Below are 21,621 nucleotides of genomic sequence, written 5' to 3' on the forward strand. Positions count from 1 at the left end.
CATGACGAGCAATATCGAAAAATCTTTCATCGCAACGCTGAGAATGTTCGACCACAGGGTCGGCTTTCTTGAACAGCTGTACGGCAAACCGGCGATGGCTACCATCAGTCTGTTCAGCGGCGGTTTCTATACCGGACGCCCGCAAACACGGGATCAGTCCCACCTGCTCGGCATCCGGAGCAACGAGCAGAGCGGCCGGATAAAACCGCTGAAGCTGCATTTCGGTCATAACCCTGACGGCTACATCCTCACCGTGAAAAACCAGGGCAACTATTTCAATCAGGTAATCAGCAATCACTGGCTGGATACCGTCGAGGCCGTCAAGCCAGACACTGACAACTTGACCACGTTTATTCTTGTCGACCGTAGCGGCACCGCTATAACGCTGGACAACTTAACGGGCGTACATACAGCTGTTTCTCTCAAACTGAAAAATCATGCCTATCTGGGCGGTATAAAAATCACAAGTCTGCCTTACGTCTATCTGGGCAAAACCGAAGAACGTTCAAAGATCACTTTCATCCTGAGCATCGTCGAAAGACATGTACCAGTCATCAAAACGTGAATCACGCCCCGCCCAGAAAAAAAGGCATAGCCGCCAATTTTTCTCAAATGCTCAAGACCGGGCCATCCAGACAACTGGTAAGACCGGTCATGCCAATTTTCTAATTTTCCCTTGCGATCCGCGAAAACCTGCGCCTAGACTGCGCCTGCACTGGACATACCGGTAAGACCACAATAATTAAGTCCTGAATCCGCTGCGCCACGCGTACGGCAGCCAGGACACCGACCCAGGATTCCTCCCATGCTCAGATGGTGCTCGCGTTCAATCTTCCTTCAAGTGGTTCTCGGACTGATGCTCGGCATCGTCTGCGGGCTGACCCTTCCTGAATACTCCGCCCAGCTGAAACCGCTCGGCGATGGCTTCATCAAATTGATCAAGATGCTCATTGGCCTGATCGTGTTCTGTGTGGTGGTCAGCGGCATCAGCGGCGCGGGCGATCTGAAGAAGGTCGGGCGCATCGGCCTCAAGTCGGTGATCTATTTCGAAGTGCTGACCACCATCGCTCTGGTGATCGGTCTGGTGTTCGCCTTCAGCACCGGCATTGGCAGCGGCGCGAACATTCATCTGGAGCAGCTCTCCAGCGCCGACATGGGCGACCTCGCCGAGCGCGGCCAGCACATGCACACCACCACGCAATTTCTGATGGACCTGATCCCGACCTCGGTGATCGGCGCCTTCGCTGACAACAATATTCTGCAAGTGCTGCTGTTCTCGGTGCTGTTCGGCAGTGCACTGAATCTGGTTGGCGAAGCCGCTTCCGGGATTTCGCGGCTGATCAACGAACTCAGCCACGTGATCTTCCGCATCATGGGCATGATCGTGCGTCTGGCGCCGATCGGCGTGTTCGGTGCCATCGCCTTTACTACCAGCAAATACGGCCTGGATTCGCTGCAGCACCTTGGCAGTCTGGTCGGTCTGTTCTACCTGACCTGCGTCGCCTTCGTCGCGTTGATCCTCGGTCTGGTGATGCGCGTTTCCGGTCTGCGCATGTGGCCGCTGCTCAAGTACCTGCGGGAAGAACTGCTGATCGTCATGGGCACCGCCTCTTCCGACGCCGTGCTGCCGCAGATCATGCGCAAGCTCGAACACCTCGGTATCGGCAGTTCGACGGTCGGTCTGGTGATCCCGACCGGGTACTCGTTCAACCTCGACGGTTTCTCGATCTACCTGACCCTGGCCATCGTGTTCATCGCCAACGCCACCGGCACACCGCTGGCGATGACCGACTTGCTGACCATCCTGCTGGTGTCGCTGATTACCTCCAAAGGCGCCCACGGCATTCCCGGTTCGGCGCTGGTGATTCTCGCCGCGACGCTGACGGCGATCCCAGCGATTCCTGTAGTCGGTCTGGTGCTGGTGTTGGCCGTGGACTGGTTCATGGGCATCGGCCGCGCGCTGACCAATCTGATCGGCAACTGCGTCGCCACCGTGGCTATCGCCCGCTGGGAAAAGGACATCGACGTGCAGCGCGCGAACAAGGTGCTCAACGGCGAACAGGGCTATAACTTTCAACCGCGAAAAACCGTCGCTCAGGCGGCGGCCAAAGAATTTTGAATGAGTGCCGTGCCTGCCAAAGCGCAGGCACGGCGCAGGGAGCCGATACGTGATTACAACTTCAACCGTCGTCAACTCAGTGGTGGAAAAACTCCGCGCCGCGTTGGCCCGAGGCCAGTGGCGCTCCGGCGACATGCTGCCGGGCCAGCGCGAACTGGCCGAACAACTGGGCATCAGCCGGCCGAGCCTGCGCGAAGCGGTGATCGTCCTCGAAACCCTCGGCCTGGTGCGCTCGATGCCGGGCAAAGGCGTAGTCGTCCTCGACGCACAACTCAGCGACAGCCAGAGCCAGAGCCAGAGCCAGAGCCAGAGCCAGAGCCACGATAGCGCGGTGGCCAGCGCCAGTCTCGAAGACGTGCTGCAACTGCGCTACACCCTTGAGCCGTTCATCGTCGGGCTGGTCGCGCAATCGATCAGCAGCAAGGAAGTCGGCCAATTGCGCCTGACCCTGATGGACATGCGCGAAGCCCTCGAGGCCGGTGACAGTGAGGCCGGAGTCAGTGCCTACATCGCTTTCCACGAAGAACTGTTCACGCTGACCTCGAACCCGATTTTCCAGAGCGTGGTACAGCAGACCAGCAACGCCCTCAAGCAAAGCGCCGAGGTATTGCGCAATTCCCCGGAACATCTGGCCGAACGCCTGGAAGAAAACGAAGCGGTAGTCCGCGCGATCCGCAGCAAGAACAGCGCTCAGGCCAGCGCCGAAATGCGTCGGCACATTCTGCGCGAAGGCCAGCGCATGGGCGTTGAGCTGAATATTCCGGACGACAACTTGCCCACCTGATTTGCCAGGAGAACGGCCATGAACAGTTTTGCTTCAGCCTCGCATGCCAATTCGACCGCCCTGCTCGTCTCTCGGCTCGGCACGCCGACGGAAGATCTGTATCCGCGACTGTTCGACGCGATTCTCGAGCAGCGTATCGATGAAGACAGCCGGTTCACCGAGGACAGTCTGCAAGCGATGTTCGGCGCCGGCCGCGCCGATGTACGACGGGTGCTGACGCAGTTGTCCCACGAGCAGATCGTGGTATTGCGCGCCAATCATCGACCACGAGTGGCCGCGCCTGATCGGGAGCTGATCCGGCAGACCTTGCATGCGCGACGGCTGGCTGAGCACACCTTGGTGCGGTTGGCCTGTCAGCGTCCGCAGCCAGACGATCTGAAATGTTTGCGCACGTTGATAGAGCGCGAGAAGCGCGCCATCGAGCAGGCTCGGCGCGGGGCGGCGATTCGGTTGTCGGGGGAGTTTCATCTGCAATTGGCACGGATGGCGGGAAATCTGCCGCTGGCGCATTTTCTGCGCAGTCTGGTGCCGCTGACGTCGCTGGCAATTGCGCGGAGTCATTTTTCGACGCAAAGCTGTTGCGCATGGCAGGAGCATTTGGCGTTGGTTGAGGTTGTGGAGCGAGGTGATGTTTCCAAAGCCGGCATGTTGATGGATCGGCATCTGGATCATCTTGAGCAGACACTGCTGGGTTCAGACCTTGAGCATTGTGCTGTCGGTTAGACGGCCTTCGCGAGCAAGCTCGCTCCCACAGTTGACCGCATTTCTCTGGACGGAATACGGTCTCCTGTGGGAGCGAGCTTGCTCGCGAAGACGCCATCACTGACAACCAAGATCCATCAGGCAGAAGCAACCCTGGCAAACCCCACCCGAATTTTCTCTTCCGGCAAATCATCGGCAATAAACACGATCACACTCTCGCGCGTCTCGCCCTCGGCCCATTCGGTGTCCCAGTCGAAACCATAGAGTTTCAGCACACCCTGAAACACCAACCGCCGATCTTCGCCGGCAATGTTCAGCACGCCTTTGTAGCGCAGCAACTGCTTGCCGTGCTCTTCCAGCAGTTCGTTCATGAACTCGCTGAGTTGATCGATATCCAGCGCCTGATCGGTGCGCAACACCAGGCTGGAGATGCGATCGATCGACGGCGCCTTGCTCACCGGACGCAGGCTCAGACCGCCGCCCAGGTCAGCATTGAGGTTGAAGCCGCGTACATCCAGCAATTCAGCCAGATCGATATTGCCATGCTCGACCACGCGGATCGGCGCGCGGCGGTTGATTCGCGTAAGGCGCTCGCTCAGCGCAGTGAACGTCGGTTCATCGACCAGATCGGTCTTGCTCACCAGCAAGCGATCGGCGAAACCGATCTGCGCCTGGGCGATGGTCTGGGTCAGGTGCACGTCAGCGTGAGCGGCGTCGACCAGGGTGATGATGCCGTCGAGCAGATAACGCTCGCGCAGCTCTTCGTCGATGAAAAAGGTCTGCGCCACCGGTGCCGGATCGGCGAGACCGGTGCACTCGATCACCAGACGATCGAAGGCGATCTCGCCGCTGTCCAGGCGCTCGAGCAGCAAGTACAGCGCCTTGGTCAGGTCGGTGTGAATGGTGCAGCAGACGCAGCCGTTGGCCAGGGTCATGACTTGCACCGGCTCGTCACCCAGCAACTGAGTGTCGATGCCGGCGTCGCTGAATTCGTTTTCGATCACGGCGATTTTCAGGCCGTGCTCGGCTTTCAATAAATGGCGCAGCAAGGTGGTCTTGCCGGCGCCGAGGAAACCGCTGAGGACCGTTACCGGAATGGGAGAAGACAAAACCCGATCTCCTGAAAAGAACACAAAAACAAATGTGGGAGCGAGCCTGCTCGCGAAAGCGGTGTGTCAGTCAAATCATTCATCAACTGACACTCCGTATTCGCGAGCAGGCTCGCTCCCACAGGGATTACCTCAACCTGATGCTGTCAGTTCAACAGCACTTCGGCCCACCCTTGCCACCGTAACGGGCTTCCTGACGTTCGCGAAAGAACATCTCGTAGCTCATCACCGGTTTGTCCGGGTGTTTGGTTTGCATATGCTCGACGTAGGTGTCGTAGTCGGGCATGCCGACCATCAGGCGCGCGGCCTGACCGAGGTATTTACCGAGGCGACTCAGGTCATTGAACATGCTGCAATCCTCTGGTTACGCATCCGGCAGGGCCTGGAATGGCGATTCTTTATCCGTACGCTCTTTTTTGCCCCAGGCGGCGATGCCGACCTTGAGCGCATAGAACAGAATGCTGAACACCACGAACAGGAACAGCGCGGTGAGTGTGGCGTTGGTGTAGGCGTTGAAGATCACGTGCTGCATCTGCTCGACGCTTTTCGCCGGCGCCAGCACCTGACCGTTGGCCAGCGCATCGCTGTACTTCTTGGCCAGGGACAGGAAGCCGATCGCCGGGTTGGCGTCGAACAGCTTGATGAAGCCAGCAGTGGTGGTGCAGATCAACAGCCAGGTGGCCGGCAACAGGGTGACCCAGATGTAGCGCTGGCGCTTCATCTTAATCAGGACCACGGTGCCAAGCATCAGCGCGATACCGGCGAGCATCTGGTTGGAGATGCCGAACAATGGCCACAAGGTGTTGATGCCGCCCAGTGGATCGATTACGCCCTGATACAGCAACCAGCCCCACATCGCCACACAACCGGCGGTGGCGATCAGGTTGGCGCCCCACGATTCGGTACGTTTGAGCGCCGGTACGAAGGAGCCGAGCAGATCCTGCAGCATGAAGCGTCCGGCACGGGTGCCGGCGTCCACAGCGGTGAGGATGAACAGCGCTTCGAACAGGATCGCGAAGTGGTACCAGAACGCCATGGTGTTTTCACCCGGCAGGACACTGTGCAGGATCTGTGCGATACCGACCGCCAGGGTCGGCGCACCACCGGCGCGAGCCAGAATGGTGGTTTCGCCGATGTCATGGGCAACCGCTTGCAGCGCTTCCGGCGTAATCGCAAAGCCCCAGCTGGTGACAACCTGCGCCACCGAAGCGACGTCACTGCCGACAACTGCGGCCGGGCTGTTCATGGCGAAGTACACGCCCGGCTCGATCACCGAAGCGGCAACCATGGCCATGATCGCCACGAACGATTCCATCAGCATGCCGCCGTAACCGATGTAGCGGGCGTTGGTTTCGTTATCCAGCAGCTTCGGCGTGGTGCCCGACGAGATCAGCGCGTGGAAACCCGATACCGCGCCGCAGGCGATGGTGATGAACAGGAACGGGAACAGACCGCCCTTCCATACCGGCCCGGTGCCGTCGACGAACTGGGTCAGCGCCGGCATTTTCAGCTCGGGCATGGTGATCAGGATGCCGATCGCCAGGGCGACGATGGTGCCGATCTTGAGGAAGGTCGACAGGTAGTCGCGTGGCGCGAGGATCAGCCAGACCGGCAGCGATGCAGCGACGAAACCATAGCCGACCAGCATCCAGGTAATCTGCACACCAGTGAAGGTAAAGGCTTTGGCCCATACCGGATCGGCAGCGATCTGCCCGCCCAGCCAGATCGAACCGAGCAGCAGCAATACACCGACCACGGAGATTTCGCCGATGCGGCCCGGGCGGATGTAGCGCATGTAGATGCCCATGAACATCGCGATCGGGATGGTCGCCATCACGGTGAAGATGCCCCACGGGCTCTCGGCGAGGGCCTTGACCACGATCAGCGCCAGCACCGCGAGGATGATGATCATGATCAGGAAGCAGCCGAACAGTGCAATGGTTCCAGGAATCCGGCCCATTTCTTCACGCACCATATCGCCCAGGGAACGGCCGTTGCGTCGGGTCGACATGAACAGGACCATGAAGTCCTGCACCGCGCCCGCCAGCACCACACCGGCAATCAGCCAAAGTGTGCCGGGCAGATACCCCATCTGCGCCGCCAGCACCGGACCGACCAGTGGCCCCGCGCCAGCGATGGCCGCGAAGTGGTGACCGAAAAGAATGTGTTTGTTGGTCGGCACATAGTCCAGACCATCGTTGTTGAGCACGGCGGGGGTGGCCCGACGCGGATCCAGTTGCATCACGTTGTTGGCGATGAACAGACTGTAGTAACGGTACGCAACCAGATAAATGGCCACGGCAGCGACCACAATCCACAAGGCGTTGATCGCCTCGCCGCGGCGCAATGCCACTACGCCAAGGGCGCACGCTCCTACGATTGCCAGCACGAGCCAGGGTAAGTGGCGCAGCAGGCTATTATTATTTTTCATTTTATTATTCCAGCCAGGGTGGACAAGAAAGACAGCCACCCCGAGTTTAGCGCTTACGGCGCCAAAGGCCATACCCCGACATAGGTCTAGACGCTTGAGCGATTGGCTGGCGCCCGCATTCGCGGTCTATAGTCAGCGAACCTTCATGAGGATTGCGCCATGAGCGAGCACCCCGCCAATCGACGTCGTTTCAAACGTATTGCGTTCGATGCCCGAACCGAGCTGAAACAGGGCGAGTACATCTGGCCGGTCAAACTGATCGACCTGTCGCTCAAGGGCCTGCTGATCGAGGGACCGGAGCCGTGGCTTGGAGATAAAGAGCAGGACTTCTTCGTCGACATTCATCTGAGCGAAGACGTCGATATCAAAATGGACGTGCATCTGGCCCATGAGGAAAACGGCCACTTGGGGTTCATCTGCCGGCACATCAGCCTGGAATCGATCCAGCGCCTGCGCCGCTTCATCGAACTGAATCTGGCGGATGAGGCCGAGCTGGAGCGCGAACTGGGTGCCCTGATCGAAATCTAGGCCCCCCCCCAATCCCGATTCGGAATGCCCTGTGGTGAGGGGATCTATAGGGTGAGAGGATTTATGTGGCGAGGGGATTTATGTGGCGAGGGGATTTATCCCCGTTGGGCTGCGCAGCAGACCCGTTTTTTCAGGGCCGCTACGCGCCCCAACGGGGATAAATCCCCTCACCACAGAGGTTCGGCGCTCACTCAAACAATGCGTCAAGTGCTTGTTCAAGGCGGCTCACGGCAATGATCTGCAAGCCGGGAGGCGATTCCTTCGGTGCGTTACCCTTCGGCACGATCGCGCGTTTGAAGCCATGCTTGGCCGCTTCCTTCAACCGCTCCTGCCCGCTCGGTACCGGGCGCACTTCGCCAGACAGGCCGACTTCGCCGAACACCAGCAGGTCATGGGGCAGCGGCCGGTTGCGCAAACTCGACATCACCGCCGCCATCAACGCCAGATCCGACGCCGTCTCCAGCACCTTCACGCCACCCACCACGTTGAGGAACACGTCCTGATCGTGGGTCGGAATCCCGCCGTGGCGGTGCAGCACCGCGAGCAACATCGCCAATCGGTTCTGATCCAGCCCCAGCGTCACCCGACGCGGGTTGGCCAGATGGCTGTCATCGACCAGCGCCTGCACTTCGACCAGCATCGGCCGGGTGCCTTCCCACGTCGCCATGACCACACTGCCCGGGACTTCTTCCTGAGCACGGGTAAGAAAAATCGCCGATGGGTTGGAGACTTCTTTCAGGCCCTTGTCGGTCATGCCGAACACGCCCAACTCGTTGACCGCGCCGAAACGGTTTTTCACCGCCCGCAGCAGACGCAGTCGACCATCGGATTCACCTTCGAAATACAGCACCGTGTCGACCATGTGTTCCAGAACACGCGGCCCGGCCAGCGCACCTTCTTTAGTGACGTGGCCGACGAGGAAGATCGCCGTGCCGCTCTGTTTGGCGTAACGCACCAGCAACGCCGCGCTCTCGCGCACCTGGGATACGCCGCCCGGCGCCGATTGCAGTTGTTCGGTGAAGATGGTCTGGATCGAGTCGATCACCATCACCTTGGGCTTTTCCTGGCGGGCAGTGGCAATGATGGTTTCGATGCAGGTTTCGGTCATCACCCGCAGTTGATCCTGCGGCAGGCCGAGACGGCGAGCGCGCATCGCCACCTGCTGCTGGGATTCTTCGCCGGTGACGTACAGCGCCGGCATGCTTTTGGCCAGATTGCACAGGGTCTGGAGCAGGATTGTCGACTTGCCGATCCCCGGATCACCGCCGATCAGCACCACCGAGCCATCGACCAGCCCGCCGCCGAGCACGCGGTCGAGCTCACCGGACGCGGTGGAAAAACGTGGAATCTCTTCGATGCTGACTTCGGCGAGAGTCTTGATCTGTGCCTGCTGGCCAGCCCAACCGGTGCGCCCGGTGGGAGCCGTGGCGCCGCCGCTTTCGATCATGGTTTCGGTCAGGGTGTTCCAGGCACCGCACTCGCCGCACTGCCCGGCCCACTTGGGAAAGGTTGCGCCGCACTCGGTGCAGCCGTACATGCGCTTGGCCTTGGCCATCAGAACCCCCGGAACAAAAGACGCGATGATAACGCAGCCACCGCCGATCAGCGCGGCGCAGCGGTACGGATTTCGCCGCTGGCCAGACGCGCGGCACTGTTGCCCAGCGGATCCTCGGCGTTGAGGTCGGCGCCCTTGGCCTGCAAGGCGTCGAGCAATTCCAGACGCTTGAACAGCCCGGCGTACATCGCCGCTGTTTGTCCGGCGCCGTTACGTTGGTCGGGGCTGCAATCGGTGGCCATCAGGCGCCGGGCGATCTGCAACTCGCCTTTGAAAATCGCGCCCATCAGCGCCGTGTTACCGCGTTGGTCCTGAGCACAGGCATCTGCGCCAGCGGCGAGCAGGCGTTCAACCGCTGGCGCCTGACCGTGATAGGCCGCCAGAATCAGCGCGGTGTAACCCTTGCTGTCGCGGGTATCGAGGGAATAGCCGGACTCGATAAAGGTCTCGAGCATCGGCACGTCGCCACGCCGTGCGGCGTCAAAGTAGTAATCCTGCAACTGCGCCTTGATTGCCTCGGGGCTTTGCTCGACCGGTGCCGCCCACGCGCTGAACGACAGGCACCCGGCCAGGCACAAAAGAAAAATACGCATCGGGCTCTCCTTGAGCGCACGCGAGGCCGCACAGGCCCTCGCGTACGCCGCATCGCTATCAGTCGGTCAGTTTGGCCGCCAGTGCTTTCACACGGCTGAGGTCGCCCTTGGCCACTTCGGTCACACCGCTGCCGTACTCGGGGTCAGCCTTGTACAGGAAGGATAGGATGATGTGCTTGCTCTCGTCATCGGTGGTGGCCAGCGAGCCGCCGAAGCTGTCGATCAGGTCGCGACGTTCCTGCTTGCTGTACGAGCGATACAGATCACCGGCCTGCTTGAAGTTCTGCTCACGCTGGATCTTTGCCTGCTGCGTGCTGCCCGCCAGCGCCGACTGGCTGTAACGCGCCGCTGGCGTTTCTTCACGCGGTTGCAGACGACTCGGCTGGTAGTTGACGCCGGACTGGCTGGCGCCAAAATTCATCGCGCCATCCTGATTGCCATTGTTCACTACGGTTTTCGGTGCGTTGATCGGCAATTGCAAAGCGTTGGCGCCGAGGCGATACATCTGCGTATCGGCATAAGAGAACACTCGGCCCTGCAACAAACGATCTTCCGAAGGCTCGATACCCGGAACTACGTTGGCCGGTGCCATGGCAACTTGTTCAGTTTCCTGGAAGACATTGGCCGGATTACGGTTCAAGACCATTTGTCCAACTTTGCGCTCGGCAATACCCGGCCAAATCTTGGTTGCATCCAGTGGATCGAAATCAAACTTGGACAAATCCTGCGGCTTGAGAACTTGCACGTACAAGTCCCACTTTGGAAAGTTGCCTTTGTTAATATTATTCACCAAGTCATTGGTCATATGACTGTAATCCTGACCTTGAACTTCGCTAACTTGTTTTGGCGTAAGGTTCTTGATGCCTTGCAGACTCTTCCAGTGAAACTTAACGTAGTGAACTTCATTCCTGGCATTGATCAGCTTATAGGCATGAACACCATTGCCATCCATTTCCCGATAACTGGCCGGAGTGCCGTAGTTGGAATACAACTCGGTCAGTGTGCGGGTTGCTTCCGGCACGTGGGAAAAGAAATCGAACCGGCGCGAATCGTCATCGAGGTTGGTGCGCGGATCGGGCTTGAAGGCGTGGACCATGTCCGGGAATTTGATCGCATCGCGGATGAAGAAGGTCGGGAAGTTGTTACCGACCAGATCCCAATTGCCGTCAGCGGTGTAGAACTTGGTGGCGAAACCCCGCGGGTCGCGCAGGGTTTCCGGGGAGTGGTTGCCATGCACCACCGCCGAGAAACGCACGAATACCGGCGTGCTCTGGCCTGCGGCGAACACCTTGGCCTTGCTCAGGTCGCTGAGGTCATCGGTCACGGTGAAGGTGCCATGAGCGCCGGTGCCGCGTGCATGTACCACGCGCTCGGGAATACGTTCACGGTCGAAGCGTTGCAGCTTCTGGATCAGTTGCACATCTTGTAGCAGCACCGGGCCGGTGGCGCCGGCGGTTTGCGAGTTCTGATTGTCACCGACAGCAGCGCCGTTATCGCGGGTCAGCGGAGCGGCGTTGACCGAGAAGGTCAGCAGGCTGGCGGTGAGAACGCCGAGAGTGCGGCGATGGGGAAAAGCCCCCAGTCCAAGAGCGGAAGTCATATCAGGTTCCTCTGGTTTTATTGAGCGCATCCAGGTGCGCCACAGCAAGGCTAGAGGCCCGTGCCGAGGAACATAAATAGAAAGAACGTAACGCCATGATTGAAGAAATTGGCTTTGCCGTCAGCGGGTTAGCGCGTATTCCGCGCGCGATTGCTGGCATTTTGCAAACTAATCGTCAATTGATGTGTCGATAAAAACGGGCATTGTAAGAAGGTGTTTCGCGCAGGAGGCGTTTCGCTGATTTACACTTCCTACACCAAACTCATCTGTAACAAGGAAATAACTATGGGCGTGCTTAGCGAGTTCAAGGCCTTCGCGGTCAAAGGCAATGTGGTCGACATGGCCGTCGGTATCATCATCGGCGCGGCGTTCGGCAAGATCGTTTCGTCGTTTGTCGGCGACGTGATCATGCCGCCGATTGGCCTGTTGATCGGTGGGGTGGACTTCAGCGATCTGGCTGTCACGCTCAAAGCCGCCCAGGGCGATGCGCCCGCCGTGGTGCTGGCTTACGGCAAATTCCTGCAGACGGTGCTGGATTTCGTGATTGTCGCGTTTGCGATCTTCATGGGCGTCAAAGCCATCAACCGCCTCAAGCGCGAAGAAGCCGTAGCCCCGACCGCGCCGCCGATCCCGAGCAAGGAAGAGCAACTGCTGGGCGAAATCCGCGACCTGCTCAAGGCGCAGAACGAGCGGCCCTGAGGCATTCGCTACACATCAAAACGGCACCCGCGGGTGCCGTTTTCGTTACCAGTAATTCTCCACCGCAACCTGCCCCGGCTTGCGCGTCAGGCTCAGGCGCATGTCGCGCTGTTTCAGCAAGGCGCGTGTGTCGTCGATCATCTGCGGATTGCCACACAGCATCACTCGCGAATGCTCTGGCGAGAGTTCAACCCCTGCCGCTCGTTCCAGTTCGCCGTTTTCGATCAACGTGGTAATCCGGCCCTGCAACGCGCCTGGATGCGCTTCGCGGGTAACAGTGGGGATGAATTGCAGCTTGTGGGCGTATTCACTCAGATAGTCACGTTGCGCCAACCCGGCGATCAACTCTTGATAGGCCAGTTCCCGCGCCTCCCGGACGCTGTAAACCAGAATGATCCGCTCGAATTTCTCCCAGACCTCGAAGTCCTGCAGGATCGACAGAAAGGGCGCCACCCCGGTGCCGGTCGACAATAACCACAGGTCTCGGCCGTCGACAAAACGATCCAGCGTCAGGTAGCCGAACGCCTGGCGCTCGACCATCAAGCTGTCGCCGACCTGTAGCCGGCTCAGCTCACTGGTGAATTCGCCGCCCGGCACGACGATGGAAAAGAACTCGAGAAACTCATCGAACGGCGACGACACCATCGAATAGGCGCGCCAGACCGTGCTGCCATCGGCCTTGGTGACGCCCAGCCGGGCGAACTGGCCGGCACGGAAGCGAAAGCCGGGATCACGGCTGGTGCGCAGCGTGAACAGGTTCGGCGTCAACGGTTGCACATCGAGCAAGGTCTGGGTGGTGTACTTCTCGGCACTGGCAGTCATGAGGCACTCCTTGAAACGATTGCCCACAGTGTCCCGCAAAATCGCGCTGCCAAACACTCGTGATTGGTAATGGTATTGACGGGATCAGCGCTAAACATTCGATTCGCTGGCAATGCTGGATCTAGAGCAATAACTTTAAGATGCCAGTTAAAATATAACAGCCTGTATTGCTAAGAACACTTTACAAAAAACATCAAAGTTTCAATCTCGAAAAAATGTAAGGCGTTTCGCAGGAAAGATCCTACACTTCGATTCGTGCCGGATTTTTTGGATCCATTTGGCGCCCCTATATCAGGATGGAGGCAAAGTTCATGGAAACGTGGAAGGAATCACAATTAAAACAACTGACATTTGCCAAAGGCATTGAGGTGGCATACCCGATACTGCTGAGATTTGCCGAGAATCTGGGCTTTAACTATTGTGCGATAGCGGTCACCTCCCCCCATCGCGATGTCCATTTGAATGCCTTGCAAATCAATAACTATCCGAAAGAATGGAACATCCAGTACAACAAAGAGAACTACCGGAATATTGATCCGGTAATAGCGCATTGCAATCATTCGGTATTGCCGATCGTCTGGGAAGAAAGAGTGTTCACCGATGCGCCAGAATTGTGGCAGGCGTTGAAGAAAAATGGACTGCAGCATGGCTGGTCGCAGGCCTTTCATGACGACACCAGCGGTTTGTGCAGCATCATCAGCCTGGCTCGAACCCACTGTCCGATCAGTCCGCTCGAGCTGTACGAGCATTACGGTTATCTGTTCTTTGCCAACCGACACTTCAGTGACCTGTATGCCCGCACCGTTCCCACACCGGCCAAACCCAGCAAGCCGAGGCTATCGTCCCGGGAACTGGAGATCATGAAATTGTCCGCCATGGGCAAGACCGCTCACGATATTTCGAGAATCCTCAGCCTGAGCGAACGCACCGTTAACTATCACGTGCAAAACGTCATCGAAAAATTCAACGTCTGCAACAAGATTTCCGCAGTGATTGCTGCCGCTCGCGCCGGCATCATCTGACAGCTGAGCGTTATCACGCGGTAATCCTGCAAGTATTTACGCGCAAAAAAACGTACCATTCAGGCCTTTCCGAGTGATGACGCATACCGCTTGCATCGCAGTCCACTCGGTCGGATCCCGTCGCACCATCTGCCGGCAACGGGATATCTGCCGAATATCCTGAGTCCCCGCCCCATGCCTTTGCTCGAAACGCCTTTCGCCCAGCTCGACCTGATCCGCCAGCCTGAACAGCAGAATGAACCACTGCAAGCCTTCGATGCGGCGGACGAATACCTGCTCAATCATCTCGCCAGCGAACAACCTGCGAGGAGCACCCGCGTGCTGGTGCTCAACGACAGCTTTGGCGCCTTGGCGATCAGCCTGCTGGGCAAGGTCGAGGTGAGCAGCAGCGGCGACTCGTTCCTGGGTTTCGTCGGGCTGGAAAAGAATCTGCTGCGCAATGGTCAGGCGTTCGATGCGATTCGTCCGATTCCGGCCAGTGAGCCCTTGGTCGGGCCGTTTGATCGGGTGCTGATCCGCGTTCCCAAGACGCTGGCGCTGTTGGAAGAACAGCTGATCCGCCTGCAAGGACAACTCGCTCCCGGCGCGCAAGTGATCGCCGCCGCCATGGTCAAGCATCTGCCGCGCGCTGCCGGCGACTTGCTGGAGCGCTACGTTGGTCCTGTGCAGGCGTCGCTAGCCGTGAAGAAAGCCCGACTGCTGATCGCCACGCCTGAAAGCAAAGCGCCCGCCACATCGCCCTACCCCACTCGCTATCGCCTCGACGAACCGGCGATCGAATTGCTTAACCACGCCAATGTGTTCTGCCGCGAAGGCCTCGACATCGGCACTCGCGCGTTTCTGCCACACCTGCCGAAAAACCTTGGCCACGCGCGAGTCGCCGACCTCGGTTGCGGCAACGGTGTTCTGGCAATCGCCAGCGCCTTGCAGAACCCGGATGCACATTACACGCTGGTCGACGAATCGTTCATGGCGGTGCAATCGGCTGCCGAGAACTGGCGCGCGGCATTGGCCGATCGCGAAGTCACCGTGCGCGCTGGCGATGGTCTGGCCGGGCAGGCGCCGCAGTCGCTGGACGTGGTGCTGTGCAACCCGCCGTTCCATCAGCAGCAGGTGGTTGGCGATTTCCTCGCCTGGCGCATGTTCCAGCAGGCGCGCGAGGCACTGGTGGTTGGTGGTGCGCTGTACATCGTCGGCAACCGGCATCTGGGCTATCACAGCAAACTGGCGCGCCTGTTTCGTGGTGTCGAGCAAGTGGCGGCGACGCCGAAATTCGTCATCCTCAAGGCGCGCAAATAAAACTGCGGCGTAAAAAAACCCTCCGTGAGGAGGGTTGCAAATCCATACCCGAAGGCGCCGGGACGGGATGTTTCAGTGGGTGGTCAAACCTGCGGCATTCATGAACATGCGCATCAGGCTGGCGGCGATGAACAACACGCCGACACTGCCAACCCAGATCAGGGCCAACCAGCCGAGCCGCTGCCACAGCGGCTTTTTTTCGGCTTCTTCAATGTCGTGCAGGGAATGTTTGCCGGTCATTGTATCGATCTCCGTTAAGCCAAGGCGTCACTGCGGACGCCTTCGCGAGCAGGCTCGCTCCCACAGGGCAAGCCCAGCATGGGATTAGTGATAACCGTCTTCGTGGGTGACCTTGCCGCGGAACACGTAGTAGCTCCAGAAGGTATATCCCAGGATGAACGGAATGATGAACAACGTGCCGACCAGCATGAAGCCCTGACTTTGCGGCGGCGCGGCGGCGTCCCAGATCGATATCGACGGCGGCACGATGTTCGGCCACAGGCTGATGCCCAGACCGCTGTAGCCGAGGAAGATAAGCACCAGCGTCAGCAGGAACGGCGTGTAGTTGGCGTTACGTGCCACCGCGCGGATCAGGCCGTACAAGGTGACGAGCACCAGAATCGGCACCGGCATGAACCAGAACAGATTCGGCATGCTGAACCAGCGCGAGGCGATTTCCGGATGCGACAGAGGCGTCCACAGGCTGACGATACCTATCACTGCCAACAGGACAAACGCCAGCGGTCGCGCCAGGTCATGCATCTGCTCCTGCAACTTGCCTTCGGTTTTCATGATCAGCCAAGTACAGCCGAGCAAGGCATAGGCCACCACCAGCGCCGCGCCGCAGAACAGCGTGAACGGCGTCAGCCAGTCCAGTGAACCACCGGCGAACTGGCGATTGACCACCGGCAGACCATCGATGAACGCTCCCAGCGCCACGCCCTGAAAGAACGTTGCCGCGATCGAACCACCGATGAATGCCTTGTCCCACAGATGACGTTTTTCATCCTTGGCCTTGAAGCGGAACTCGAAGGCCACGCCGCGAAAGATCAGGCCCATCAGCATGAAGATCAGCGGCAGGTACAGCGCCGACAACACCACCGAATAGGCCAGCGGGAAGGCGCCGAACAACGCCGCGCCACCCAGCACCAGCCAGGTTTCGTTGCCGTCCCAGACCGGGGCGACGGTGTTCATCATCACGTCGCGATCGGTCTTGCCGGGCACGAACGGGAAGAGAATGCCGATGCCCAGGTCGAAGCCGTCCATGACCACGTACATCATGATGCCGAAGATGATGATCACGGCCCAGATCAGCGGAAGATCGATACCCATGAGTCAAATCTCCTTGGTCAAGCGAGTGTTGTCTTCGTGCTCGCCCTCGGCCGGATCGTCGGCTGCGGACAACGGACGCGCCGGGGTGCGTTTCTTGCCTGGACCACCGTCCGGTGTTTCGCTGCCTTCGCTGATCTTCGGCCCTTTGCGCACCAGGCGCATCATGTAGCCGAGACCGGCGCCGAACAGGGCGAAATAGACCACGACGAACATGATCAGGGTGATGCTCATCTGCATGAAGCTGTGGTTCGACGAAGCATCGGCAGTGCGCATCAAACCGTAGACCACCCACGGTTGGCGGCCGATTTCCGTGGTGAACCAGCCGGCGAGAATCGCGATCAGGCCGGACGGCCCCATCCACAAGGCCAGATGCAAGAACGGCCGTGAGGTATACAGCGAGTCACGCTTGCGCAGCCACAGACTCCACAACCCGGTGAAGATCATCAGGAAACCGAGGCCGACCATGATCCGGAACGACCAGAACACGATGGTCGAATTCGGCCGGTCTTCCGGTGGGAATTCCTTCAGCGCCGGTACTTGTTTATCCAGTGAGTGGGTCAGAATCAGACTGCCGAGGTAGGGAATCTCCACGGCGAACTTGGTGCGTTCTTCTTTCATGTCCGGCCAGCCGAACAGGATCAGCGGCGTCGCTTCGTCGCCATGGTTTTCCCAGTGGCCTTCGATCGCAGCGATTTTCGCTGGCTGATGCTTGAGCGTGTTGAGGCCGTGGAAGTCGCCGATCACAGCCTGGATCGGCGCGACGATCAACGCCATCCACATCGCCATCGACAGCATGGTGCGGATCGCCGGGTTGTCCCTGCCGCGCAGCAGGTGCCAGGCCGCCGACGAGCCGACGAAGAACGCCGTCGCGACGAACGCGGCCGTGGCCATGTGCATCAGCCGGTAAGGGAATGACGGGTTGAAGATGATTGCCAGCCAGTCGGTGGGGATCACCTGACCGTTGACGATTTCAAAGCCTTGCGGGGTCTGCATCCAGCTGTTGGAGGCGAGAATCCAGAAGGTCGAAATCAGCGTGCCGATCGCTACCATCACCGTCGAGAAGAAGTGCAGGCCGCGCCCGACCTTGTTCCAGCCGAACAGCATCACGCCAAGGAAACCGGCTTCAAGGAAAAACGCCGTAAGCACTTCATAGGTCAGCAACGGCCCGGTGACGGCACCGGCGAAGTCGGAGAAACGACTCCAGTTGGTGCCGAACTGATAAGCCATGACCAGCCCGGAAACCACGCCCATGCCGAAGTTGACGGCAAAAATCTTCGACCAGAAATGGTAGAGATCGCGGTAGGTGTCGTTGCGGGTCTTCAGCCACAAGCCTTCGAGCACCGCCAGGTAACTCGCCAGGCCGATGGTGATGGCCGGGAACAGAATGTGGAACGAGATGGTGAACGCGAACTGAATTCGGGCGAGATCCAGAGCCTCTAAACCGAACATATGGCTTCCTCTGTCAGGTAATACGGGTAGCTGGCCCGGAGGCCTGCACCACTGCCCCCACGGATATGGAGTGCGGCGAATTCGGATTCGTTCTTTTTTTGCAACCATCGCAACGCAGGGAGTCTGGCCAAATGGCCGCCAGATCAGTTCCGGTCGGGGTCTTGATCTGGATCAAGCAACGTTGAAAGAGTAGTCCCATTTTTGCCAATGAACTGCGTGGTGGTTTGCCGCGTGACAAGTTGCCTCACTCTCCTGTGGCGAGGGGATTTATCCCCGTTGGGTCGCGCAGCGGCCCCAAAATCTCGAAGCGACGACTGCTGCGCAGCCGAACGGGGATAAATCCCCTCACCACAGGGCTGATTGTCAGCATGAAAGATCGATGTCTGGCTAACTGAATTGTTTCTCGTAGCAACTTCCTGTTACAGACTGGTGATAATCTCGCCGTTCACTCGTCCAAGACCTGCCTTCAGATGCCCACACAAGAGCCCCTGCTGTTACGTCACCATCGTCCGTTCATGGCTTTCTGGCTGGCGCGGATTTTCACCGCCAGCGGGTTCCAGATGCTCACCGTGGCGATCGGCTGGAACCTGTATCAACTGACCGGCAACGTGCTGGATCTGGGCCTGGTCGGTCTGGTCGAATTCGCCCCACGGGTGCTGTTCATGCTGCACACCGGGCATGTCGCTGATCGCTACGATCGGCGCAAGGTCGCCGCGCTTTGCCAGTCGTTGCAGGCGTTGATTGCCTTGGCACTGGCCATCGGCAGCGCAACCGATCACGTCACCCGCGAGATGATTTTCATCCTCGCCTTCCTGCTCGGCGCCGCCCGTTCGTTCGAGATGCCGACGACTCAGGCGCTGCTGCCGAGCATCGTCCCCAGTGCGCTTTTCCCCCGCGCAGTTGCCGCCGCGCAATCGGCGCAACAGTCGGCCACCATCGTCGCCCCGGCCCTCGGCGGTTTGCTCTATGCATTCGGCAGCGTCTGGGTCTACGGCCCGACCGTGCTGCTGTATGTGATCGCCTGTTCGCTGATGCTCAACCTGCCGGCACGCCAGACGCCATTGAATAAAGGCAAAGCCACGCTGGACTCGCTGCTGGCGGGGATTCGCTTCATCCGCAGCCGCCCGGACATCCTCGGCGCGATCTCGCTGGACCTGTTCGCCGTGTTGCTCGGTGGCGCCACGGCGTTGCTGCCGGTGTTCGCCAAGGACATTCTGCTGACCGGCCCGTGGGGCCTTGGCCTGTTGCGCTCGGCGCCGGCGGTGGGTGCGTTGCTGATGTCACTGTTTCTGGCGCGATTTGCCGTGGAACGCAATGTCGGCCGGGTGATGTTCACCGCCGTCGGCATCTTCGGCGTCGCCACTATCGCGTTTGGTTTGTCGACCTCGTTCTGGTTCTCCCTGGCGGTGCTGGTGGTGCTCGGCGCAGCGGACATGATCAGCATGGTCATCCGTGCCTCGTTCGTACAATTGGAAACCCCAGACGAAATGCGCGGCCGGGTCAGCGCAGTCAACGGCTTGTTCATCGGTGCTTCGAACCAGCTGGGCGAATTCGAATCCGGCCTCACCGCCCACTGGTTCGGCACCGTGCCGGCGGTGGTTATGGGCGGGATCGGCACCCTGGTGGTGACGGGGACGTGGATCAAACTGTTTCCGACGTTGGCGAATCGGGACCGGATGCATGTGCCGGTGGAAGAGAAGGTCTGAGGTTTTTGGAAAAAACTCACCTGCTCAGCACATATCAAGCGACAACGTGCGGTACATAGTTACCGCACTGAGTGTAATGTATCGCCTTACACTCGCCGCCATGATCAAATCCTTTCAGCACAAAGGCCTTCGTGGCTTCTATGAAACAGGTACGACTCGTGGAATTCGTGCCGACCATGCAAAACGGCTGTCGCGCATGTTGCAGTTCATGGATCGAGCGACACTCCCCGGCGATCTGGACTTGCCGGGCTGGCGCCTGCATCCGTTGAAAGGCGAGCTGAGTGAATACTGGTCGCTCAGCGTTTCAGGCAACTGGCGAGTGATCTTTCGTTTTGTCGGTTCGGATATCGAATTGGTCGATTATCTGGACTACCACTGACAGGAGGCAGGCTCATGCCCATGCACAACCCGCCACACCCCGGTGAAACCCTGCTGCTGGATGTCTTGCCCGAGCTTGGTATCAGCGTGAGCGAATTGGCCCGGCACCTTGGCTTTGCACGACCGCATCTTTCGCGCGTACTGCACGGACACGCGCCAATCAGCCCGGATCTGGCAGTACGACTTGAGCGTGCAGGGATCGGCAAGGCGCGCGTTTGGCTAGGCGTCCAAACCGACTACGATCTTTGGCAAGCGGAGCACCGTGAGCAACCAATGATAGAACCCCTCGCAGCCCACGGCTGACCCGTCAGGCCATCAACTCCCCCGCCACCCTCGCCCGCAACGCCTTGCCACCAAGCTGCTCGACCAGGGTCAGGGCAAATTCCACCGCCGCGCCCGAGCCTTGGGCGGTGATGCAGTTGCCGTCGACCACCACCGGTTGATCAACAAACGTACAGCCGGATAACTGATGGCTGGCGCCGGGCAGGCAGGTCATGCGGCGCTGGCGCAGCACGCCTGATGCCTGGAGGGCGGTGGCTGGGGCTTCGCCGATGGCGGCGAACAGGCGGCCGGCGCTGGCTTGGTCCTTGAGCAACTGCTGCAAGGGCTGATGCGCCGCCAGATGCTGCGAACCGACGACACCGCCCGGCAGGACAATGAGGTCAAAAGTCTGTGCCAGTACATCGACCAGCATGCCGTCGGCAGTCAGCCGGGTGCCGCGCGCACAGGTCAGCATGCGCCGACCTTCGATGCTGGCGGCGACCACTTCGATGCCGGCGCGGCGCAGCACGTCAATCAGGGTCACGCTTTGCAAATCGTCGATGCCCTCGGCGAGGGCAATCAGGGCTCTGGAAGTCATGGGCGCTTTCCGCTGGGTAGTCAGTCAAGCGTAGTCAGCTTTGCCCAGCCTGTTCGCAGACAGCCGTTACTTGATGTAAAGCTGGGTCGAAAGCGTGTTGCGCGGGGCATTGATCGAGGTGTTGCTGAAGCTGAAGGTGCCTTGCTGTTTGCCGGCCAGATCGAAGGTATAAAGAGAGCCGACGGTTTTGCTGCCGGGGGTGCATTCAGTGAGATTGCCATTATCGAAGGCGCACACCGGACCTCGGGTGCCGTTGACCTCGAAGCCATCCAAAGTCACGTGCGGCTGGTTCTGGCCATAGCCGACTTCCAGCACATAGACCTTGATATTCGGCCCGCTGTGATTGCACTGGGTTTGCGGCTGGTTATCGGCGATATCTTCCAGACCGCAGGATGGCGATTGCACTTTGATCACCTTCACCTCAGTGAGCGGCGGCGCCGATGCCGCGAACGCCGGAGCTGTCAGCAGCAGTGCTGCAATCCATCCGAAAATCCTGATCCCGCCGTTGCGCATGCCTGCCCACTCCAAAAAATCAGCGCGCAGTATGGCGCAGTTGTCGCCTGCGCAAAACTTCGCCGACGATCGACACCAACATCCGCCAAATTACTCACGCGGCTGGTATGATGCGCGGCTT

At 59.4% G+C, this 21,621-nt stretch carries 23 protein-coding genes; 11 read left to right on the top strand and 12 right to left on the bottom strand.

Translation table 11 applies throughout. The annotated features are described in order from the left end of the window. Nucleotide 1: 1 nt before the first annotated feature. The 4 genes from OK411_RS24190 to OK411_RS24205 all read left to right on the top strand — a co-directional run bounded on the left by OK411_RS24190 (nucleotide 2) and on the right by OK411_RS24205 (nucleotide 3,626). Nucleotides 2–565 carry a hypothetical protein gene (locus tag OK411_RS24190; protein WP_264365795.1) on the top strand — a complete coding sequence of 188 codons (564 nt, stop codon included), beginning with the start codon at nucleotides 2–4 and terminating at the stop codon, nucleotides 563–565. A gap of 240 nt (nucleotides 566–805) precedes the next feature. Continuing rightward, the gene (locus OK411_RS24195) at nucleotides 806–2,119 is read left to right on the top strand and encodes a C4-dicarboxylate transporter DctA (protein WP_110603140.1); all 1,314 of its coding nucleotides are present in this window, start codon (nucleotides 806–808) and stop codon (nucleotides 2,117–2,119) included. 49 nt (nucleotides 2,120–2,168) lie between these two features. Further along, nucleotides 2,169–2,903 carry a FadR/GntR family transcriptional regulator gene (locus tag OK411_RS24200; protein ID WP_264365796.1) on the top strand — a complete coding sequence of 245 codons (735 nt, stop codon included), beginning with the start codon at nucleotides 2,169–2,171 and terminating at the stop codon, nucleotides 2,901–2,903. Between the two features lie 18 nt (nucleotides 2,904–2,921). Beyond that, nucleotides 2,922–3,626 (top strand): GntR family transcriptional regulator, encoded by a 705-nt coding sequence (locus OK411_RS24205; protein ID WP_264365797.1) that lies wholly within the window; start codon nucleotides 2,922–2,924, stop codon nucleotides 3,624–3,626. Between the two features lie 116 nt (nucleotides 3,627–3,742). Here OK411_RS24205 and yjiA read toward each other — a convergent pair whose 3' ends face one another. The 3 genes from yjiA to OK411_RS24220 form a co-directional block, all read right to left on the bottom strand. After that, complete coding sequence (yjiA, locus tag OK411_RS24210; RefSeq protein ID WP_264365798.1) at nucleotides 3,743–4,714, bottom strand: GTPase; 972 nt, start codon at nucleotides 4,712–4,714, stop codon at nucleotides 3,743–3,745. A 151-nt stretch (nucleotides 4,715–4,865) separates the two neighbouring features. Next, entirely contained in the window at nucleotides 4,866–5,063 is a 198-nt protein-coding gene (locus OK411_RS24215) for a YbdD/YjiX family protein (RefSeq protein WP_003228401.1), read from the bottom strand. Between the two features lie 15 nt (nucleotides 5,064–5,078). After that, on the bottom strand, nucleotides 5,079–7,145 hold the full coding sequence (locus OK411_RS24220; protein WP_016773099.1) for a carbon starvation CstA family protein: 2,067 nt from the start codon (nucleotides 7,143–7,145) through the stop codon (nucleotides 5,079–5,081). A 159-nt stretch (nucleotides 7,146–7,304) separates the two neighbouring features. Between OK411_RS24220 and OK411_RS24225 the strand changes: the two genes are divergently transcribed. Continuing rightward, a complete protein-coding gene (locus tag OK411_RS24225) occupies nucleotides 7,305–7,673 on the top strand; it encodes a PilZ domain-containing protein (protein ID WP_264365799.1) in 369 nt (122 codons plus the stop codon). 187 nt (nucleotides 7,674–7,860) lie between these two features. Here OK411_RS24225 and radA read toward each other — a convergent pair whose 3' ends face one another. The 3 genes from radA to OK411_RS24240 are packed head-to-tail and all read right to left on the bottom strand — an operon-like array spanning nucleotide 7,861 to nucleotide 11,421. Continuing rightward, nucleotides 7,861–9,228, bottom strand: coding sequence for a DNA repair protein RadA (gene radA, locus OK411_RS24230; RefSeq protein ID WP_024014403.1), 1,368 nt, complete (start codon nucleotides 9,226–9,228; stop codon nucleotides 7,861–7,863). Nucleotides 9,229–9,275: 47 nt separating this feature from the next. After that, nucleotides 9,276–9,821: an ankyrin repeat domain-containing protein gene (locus tag OK411_RS24235; RefSeq protein WP_122750944.1), complete on the bottom strand. Its 546-nt coding sequence runs from the start codon at nucleotides 9,819–9,821 to the stop codon at nucleotides 9,276–9,278. A gap of 58 nt (nucleotides 9,822–9,879) precedes the next feature. Beyond that, nucleotides 9,880–11,421: a catalase gene (locus tag OK411_RS24240; RefSeq protein WP_217878854.1), complete on the bottom strand. Its 1,542-nt coding sequence runs from the start codon at nucleotides 11,419–11,421 to the stop codon at nucleotides 9,880–9,882. A 285-nt stretch (nucleotides 11,422–11,706) separates the two neighbouring features. Between OK411_RS24240 and mscL the strand changes: the two genes are divergently transcribed. Then, a complete protein-coding gene (mscL, locus tag OK411_RS24245; protein ID WP_024014404.1) occupies nucleotides 11,707–12,120 on the top strand; it encodes a large-conductance mechanosensitive channel protein MscL in 414 nt (137 codons plus the stop codon). A 45-nt stretch (nucleotides 12,121–12,165) separates the two neighbouring features. Here mscL and OK411_RS24250 read toward each other — a convergent pair whose 3' ends face one another. After that, complete coding sequence (locus tag OK411_RS24250) at nucleotides 12,166–12,942, bottom strand: ferredoxin--NADP reductase (RefSeq protein ID WP_122603864.1); 777 nt, start codon at nucleotides 12,940–12,942, stop codon at nucleotides 12,166–12,168. A 311-nt stretch (nucleotides 12,943–13,253) separates the two neighbouring features. Between OK411_RS24250 and OK411_RS24255 the strand changes: the two genes are divergently transcribed. Together OK411_RS24255 and OK411_RS24260 are read left to right on the top strand one after the other, a co-directional pair. After that, entirely contained in the window at nucleotides 13,254–13,964 is a 711-nt protein-coding gene (locus tag OK411_RS24255; RefSeq protein WP_264365800.1) for an autoinducer binding domain-containing protein, read from the top strand. A gap of 174 nt (nucleotides 13,965–14,138) precedes the next feature. Beyond that, the gene (locus tag OK411_RS24260; RefSeq protein ID WP_264365801.1) at nucleotides 14,139–15,263 is read left to right on the top strand and encodes a methyltransferase; all 1,125 of its coding nucleotides are present in this window, start codon (nucleotides 14,139–14,141) and stop codon (nucleotides 15,261–15,263) included. A gap of 72 nt (nucleotides 15,264–15,335) precedes the next feature. Here the strand turns inward: OK411_RS24260 and OK411_RS24265 are convergent, their stop codons facing one another. From OK411_RS24265 to OK411_RS24275, 3 genes are all read right to left on the bottom strand, one after another. Beyond that, nucleotides 15,336–15,503 carry a DUF2474 domain-containing protein gene (locus tag OK411_RS24265; protein WP_016773090.1) on the bottom strand — a complete coding sequence of 56 codons (168 nt, stop codon included), beginning with the start codon at nucleotides 15,501–15,503 and terminating at the stop codon, nucleotides 15,336–15,338. Nucleotides 15,504–15,587: 84 nt separating this feature from the next. After that, nucleotides 15,588–16,595, bottom strand: a complete 1,008-nt coding sequence (gene cydB / locus OK411_RS24270; RefSeq protein ID WP_016773089.1) for a cytochrome d ubiquinol oxidase subunit II — start codon at nucleotides 16,593–16,595, stop codon at nucleotides 15,588–15,590. Nucleotides 16,596–16,598: 3 nt separating this feature from the next. Beyond that, nucleotides 16,599–18,044: a cytochrome ubiquinol oxidase subunit I gene (locus OK411_RS24275; RefSeq protein ID WP_024014409.1), complete on the bottom strand. Its 1,446-nt coding sequence runs from the start codon at nucleotides 18,042–18,044 to the stop codon at nucleotides 16,599–16,601. 470 nt (nucleotides 18,045–18,514) lie between these two features. Here OK411_RS24275 and OK411_RS24280 point away from each other — a divergent pair, with 470 nt between their 5' ends. The 3 genes from OK411_RS24280 (at nucleotide 18,515) to OK411_RS24290 (ending at nucleotide 20,431) form a co-directional block, all read left to right on the top strand. Then, entirely contained in the window at nucleotides 18,515–19,750 is a 1,236-nt protein-coding gene (locus tag OK411_RS24280; RefSeq protein ID WP_016773087.1) for an MFS transporter, read from the top strand. A 100-nt stretch (nucleotides 19,751–19,850) separates the two neighbouring features. Continuing rightward, on the top strand, nucleotides 19,851–20,129 hold the full coding sequence (locus OK411_RS24285) for a type II toxin-antitoxin system RelE/ParE family toxin (protein WP_038861219.1): 279 nt from the start codon (nucleotides 19,851–19,853) through the stop codon (nucleotides 20,127–20,129). Nucleotides 20,130–20,143: 14 nt separating this feature from the next. Then, entirely contained in the window at nucleotides 20,144–20,431 is a 288-nt protein-coding gene (locus OK411_RS24290; RefSeq protein WP_016773085.1) for a HigA family addiction module antitoxin, read from the top strand. A 4-nt stretch (nucleotides 20,432–20,435) separates the two neighbouring features. On the opposite strand, the gene OK411_RS24295 is transcribed toward OK411_RS24290, so the two are convergent. Both OK411_RS24295 and OK411_RS24300 read right to left on the bottom strand, forming a co-directional pair. Continuing rightward, on the bottom strand, nucleotides 20,436–20,987 hold the full coding sequence (locus tag OK411_RS24295) for a DJ-1 family glyoxalase III (RefSeq protein ID WP_264365802.1): 552 nt from the start codon (nucleotides 20,985–20,987) through the stop codon (nucleotides 20,436–20,438). Between the two features lie 66 nt (nucleotides 20,988–21,053). Beyond that, nucleotides 21,054–21,500, bottom strand: a complete 447-nt coding sequence (locus OK411_RS24300; RefSeq protein ID WP_258711707.1) for a YolA family protein — start codon at nucleotides 21,498–21,500, stop codon at nucleotides 21,054–21,056. Between the last annotated feature and the right edge of the window lie 121 nt (nucleotides 21,501–21,621).

This window comes from Pseudomonas sp. RG1, assembly GCF_025910115.1.
Taxonomy (GTDB): domain Bacteria; phylum Pseudomonadota; class Gammaproteobacteria; order Pseudomonadales; family Pseudomonadaceae; genus Aquipseudomonas; species Aquipseudomonas atacamensis.

What these genes read in the sequence shown, in the direction of transcription:
- cydB (WP_016773089.1), bottom strand. Translation starts at nt 16,595, where the DNA reads ATGGGTATCGATCTTCCGCTGATCTGGGCCGTGATCATCATCTTCGGC.
- OK411_RS24275 (WP_024014409.1), bottom strand. Translation starts at nt 18,044, where the DNA reads ATGTTCGGTTTAGAGGCTCTGGATCTCGCCCGAATTCAGTTCGCGTTC.
- OK411_RS24220 (WP_016773099.1), bottom strand. Translation starts at nt 7,145, where the DNA reads ATGAAAAATAATAATAGCCTGCTGCGCCACTTACCCTGGCTCGTGCTG.
- OK411_RS24280 (WP_016773087.1), top strand. Translation starts at nt 18,515, where the DNA reads ATGCCCACACAAGAGCCCCTGCTGTTACGTCACCATCGTCCGTTCATG.
- OK411_RS24255 (WP_264365800.1), top strand. Translation starts at nt 13,254, where the DNA reads ATGGAAACGTGGAAGGAATCACAATTAAAACAACTGACATTTGCCAAA.
- radA (WP_024014403.1), bottom strand. Translation starts at nt 9,228, where the DNA reads ATGGCCAAGGCCAAGCGCATGTACGGCTGCACCGAGTGCGGCGCAACC.
- OK411_RS24195 (WP_110603140.1), top strand. Translation starts at nt 806, where the DNA reads ATGCTCAGATGGTGCTCGCGTTCAATCTTCCTTCAAGTGGTTCTCGGA.
- OK411_RS24190 (WP_264365795.1), top strand. Translation starts at nt 2, where the DNA reads ATGACGAGCAATATCGAAAAATCTTTCATCGCAACGCTGAGAATGTTC.
- OK411_RS24300 (WP_258711707.1), bottom strand. Translation starts at nt 21,500, where the DNA reads ATGCGCAACGGCGGGATCAGGATTTTCGGATGGATTGCAGCACTGCTG.
- OK411_RS24250 (WP_122603864.1), bottom strand. Translation starts at nt 12,942, where the DNA reads ATGACTGCCAGTGCCGAGAAGTACACCACCCAGACCTTGCTCGATGTG.
- OK411_RS24225 (WP_264365799.1), top strand. Translation starts at nt 7,305, where the DNA reads ATGAGCGAGCACCCCGCCAATCGACGTCGTTTCAAACGTATTGCGTTC.
- mscL (WP_024014404.1), top strand. Translation starts at nt 11,707, where the DNA reads ATGGGCGTGCTTAGCGAGTTCAAGGCCTTCGCGGTCAAAGGCAATGTG.
- OK411_RS24290 (WP_016773085.1), top strand. Translation starts at nt 20,144, where the DNA reads ATGCCCATGCACAACCCGCCACACCCCGGTGAAACCCTGCTGCTGGAT.
- OK411_RS24215 (WP_003228401.1), bottom strand. Translation starts at nt 5,063, where the DNA reads ATGTTCAATGACCTGAGTCGCCTCGGTAAATACCTCGGTCAGGCCGCG.
- OK411_RS24205 (WP_264365797.1), top strand. Translation starts at nt 2,922, where the DNA reads ATGAACAGTTTTGCTTCAGCCTCGCATGCCAATTCGACCGCCCTGCTC.
- OK411_RS24295 (WP_264365802.1), bottom strand. Translation starts at nt 20,987, where the DNA reads ATGACTTCCAGAGCCCTGATTGCCCTCGCCGAGGGCATCGACGATTTG.
- OK411_RS24240 (WP_217878854.1), bottom strand. Translation starts at nt 11,421, where the DNA reads ATGACTTCCGCTCTTGGACTGGGGGCTTTTCCCCATCGCCGCACTCTC.
- OK411_RS24265 (WP_016773090.1), bottom strand. Translation starts at nt 15,503, where the DNA reads ATGACCGGCAAACATTCCCTGCACGACATTGAAGAAGCCGAAAAAAAG.
- OK411_RS24235 (WP_122750944.1), bottom strand. Translation starts at nt 9,821, where the DNA reads ATGCGTATTTTTCTTTTGTGCCTGGCCGGGTGCCTGTCGTTCAGCGCG.
- OK411_RS24285 (WP_038861219.1), top strand. Translation starts at nt 19,851, where the DNA reads ATGATCAAATCCTTTCAGCACAAAGGCCTTCGTGGCTTCTATGAAACA.
- OK411_RS24260 (WP_264365801.1), top strand. Translation starts at nt 14,139, where the DNA reads ATGCCTTTGCTCGAAACGCCTTTCGCCCAGCTCGACCTGATCCGCCAG.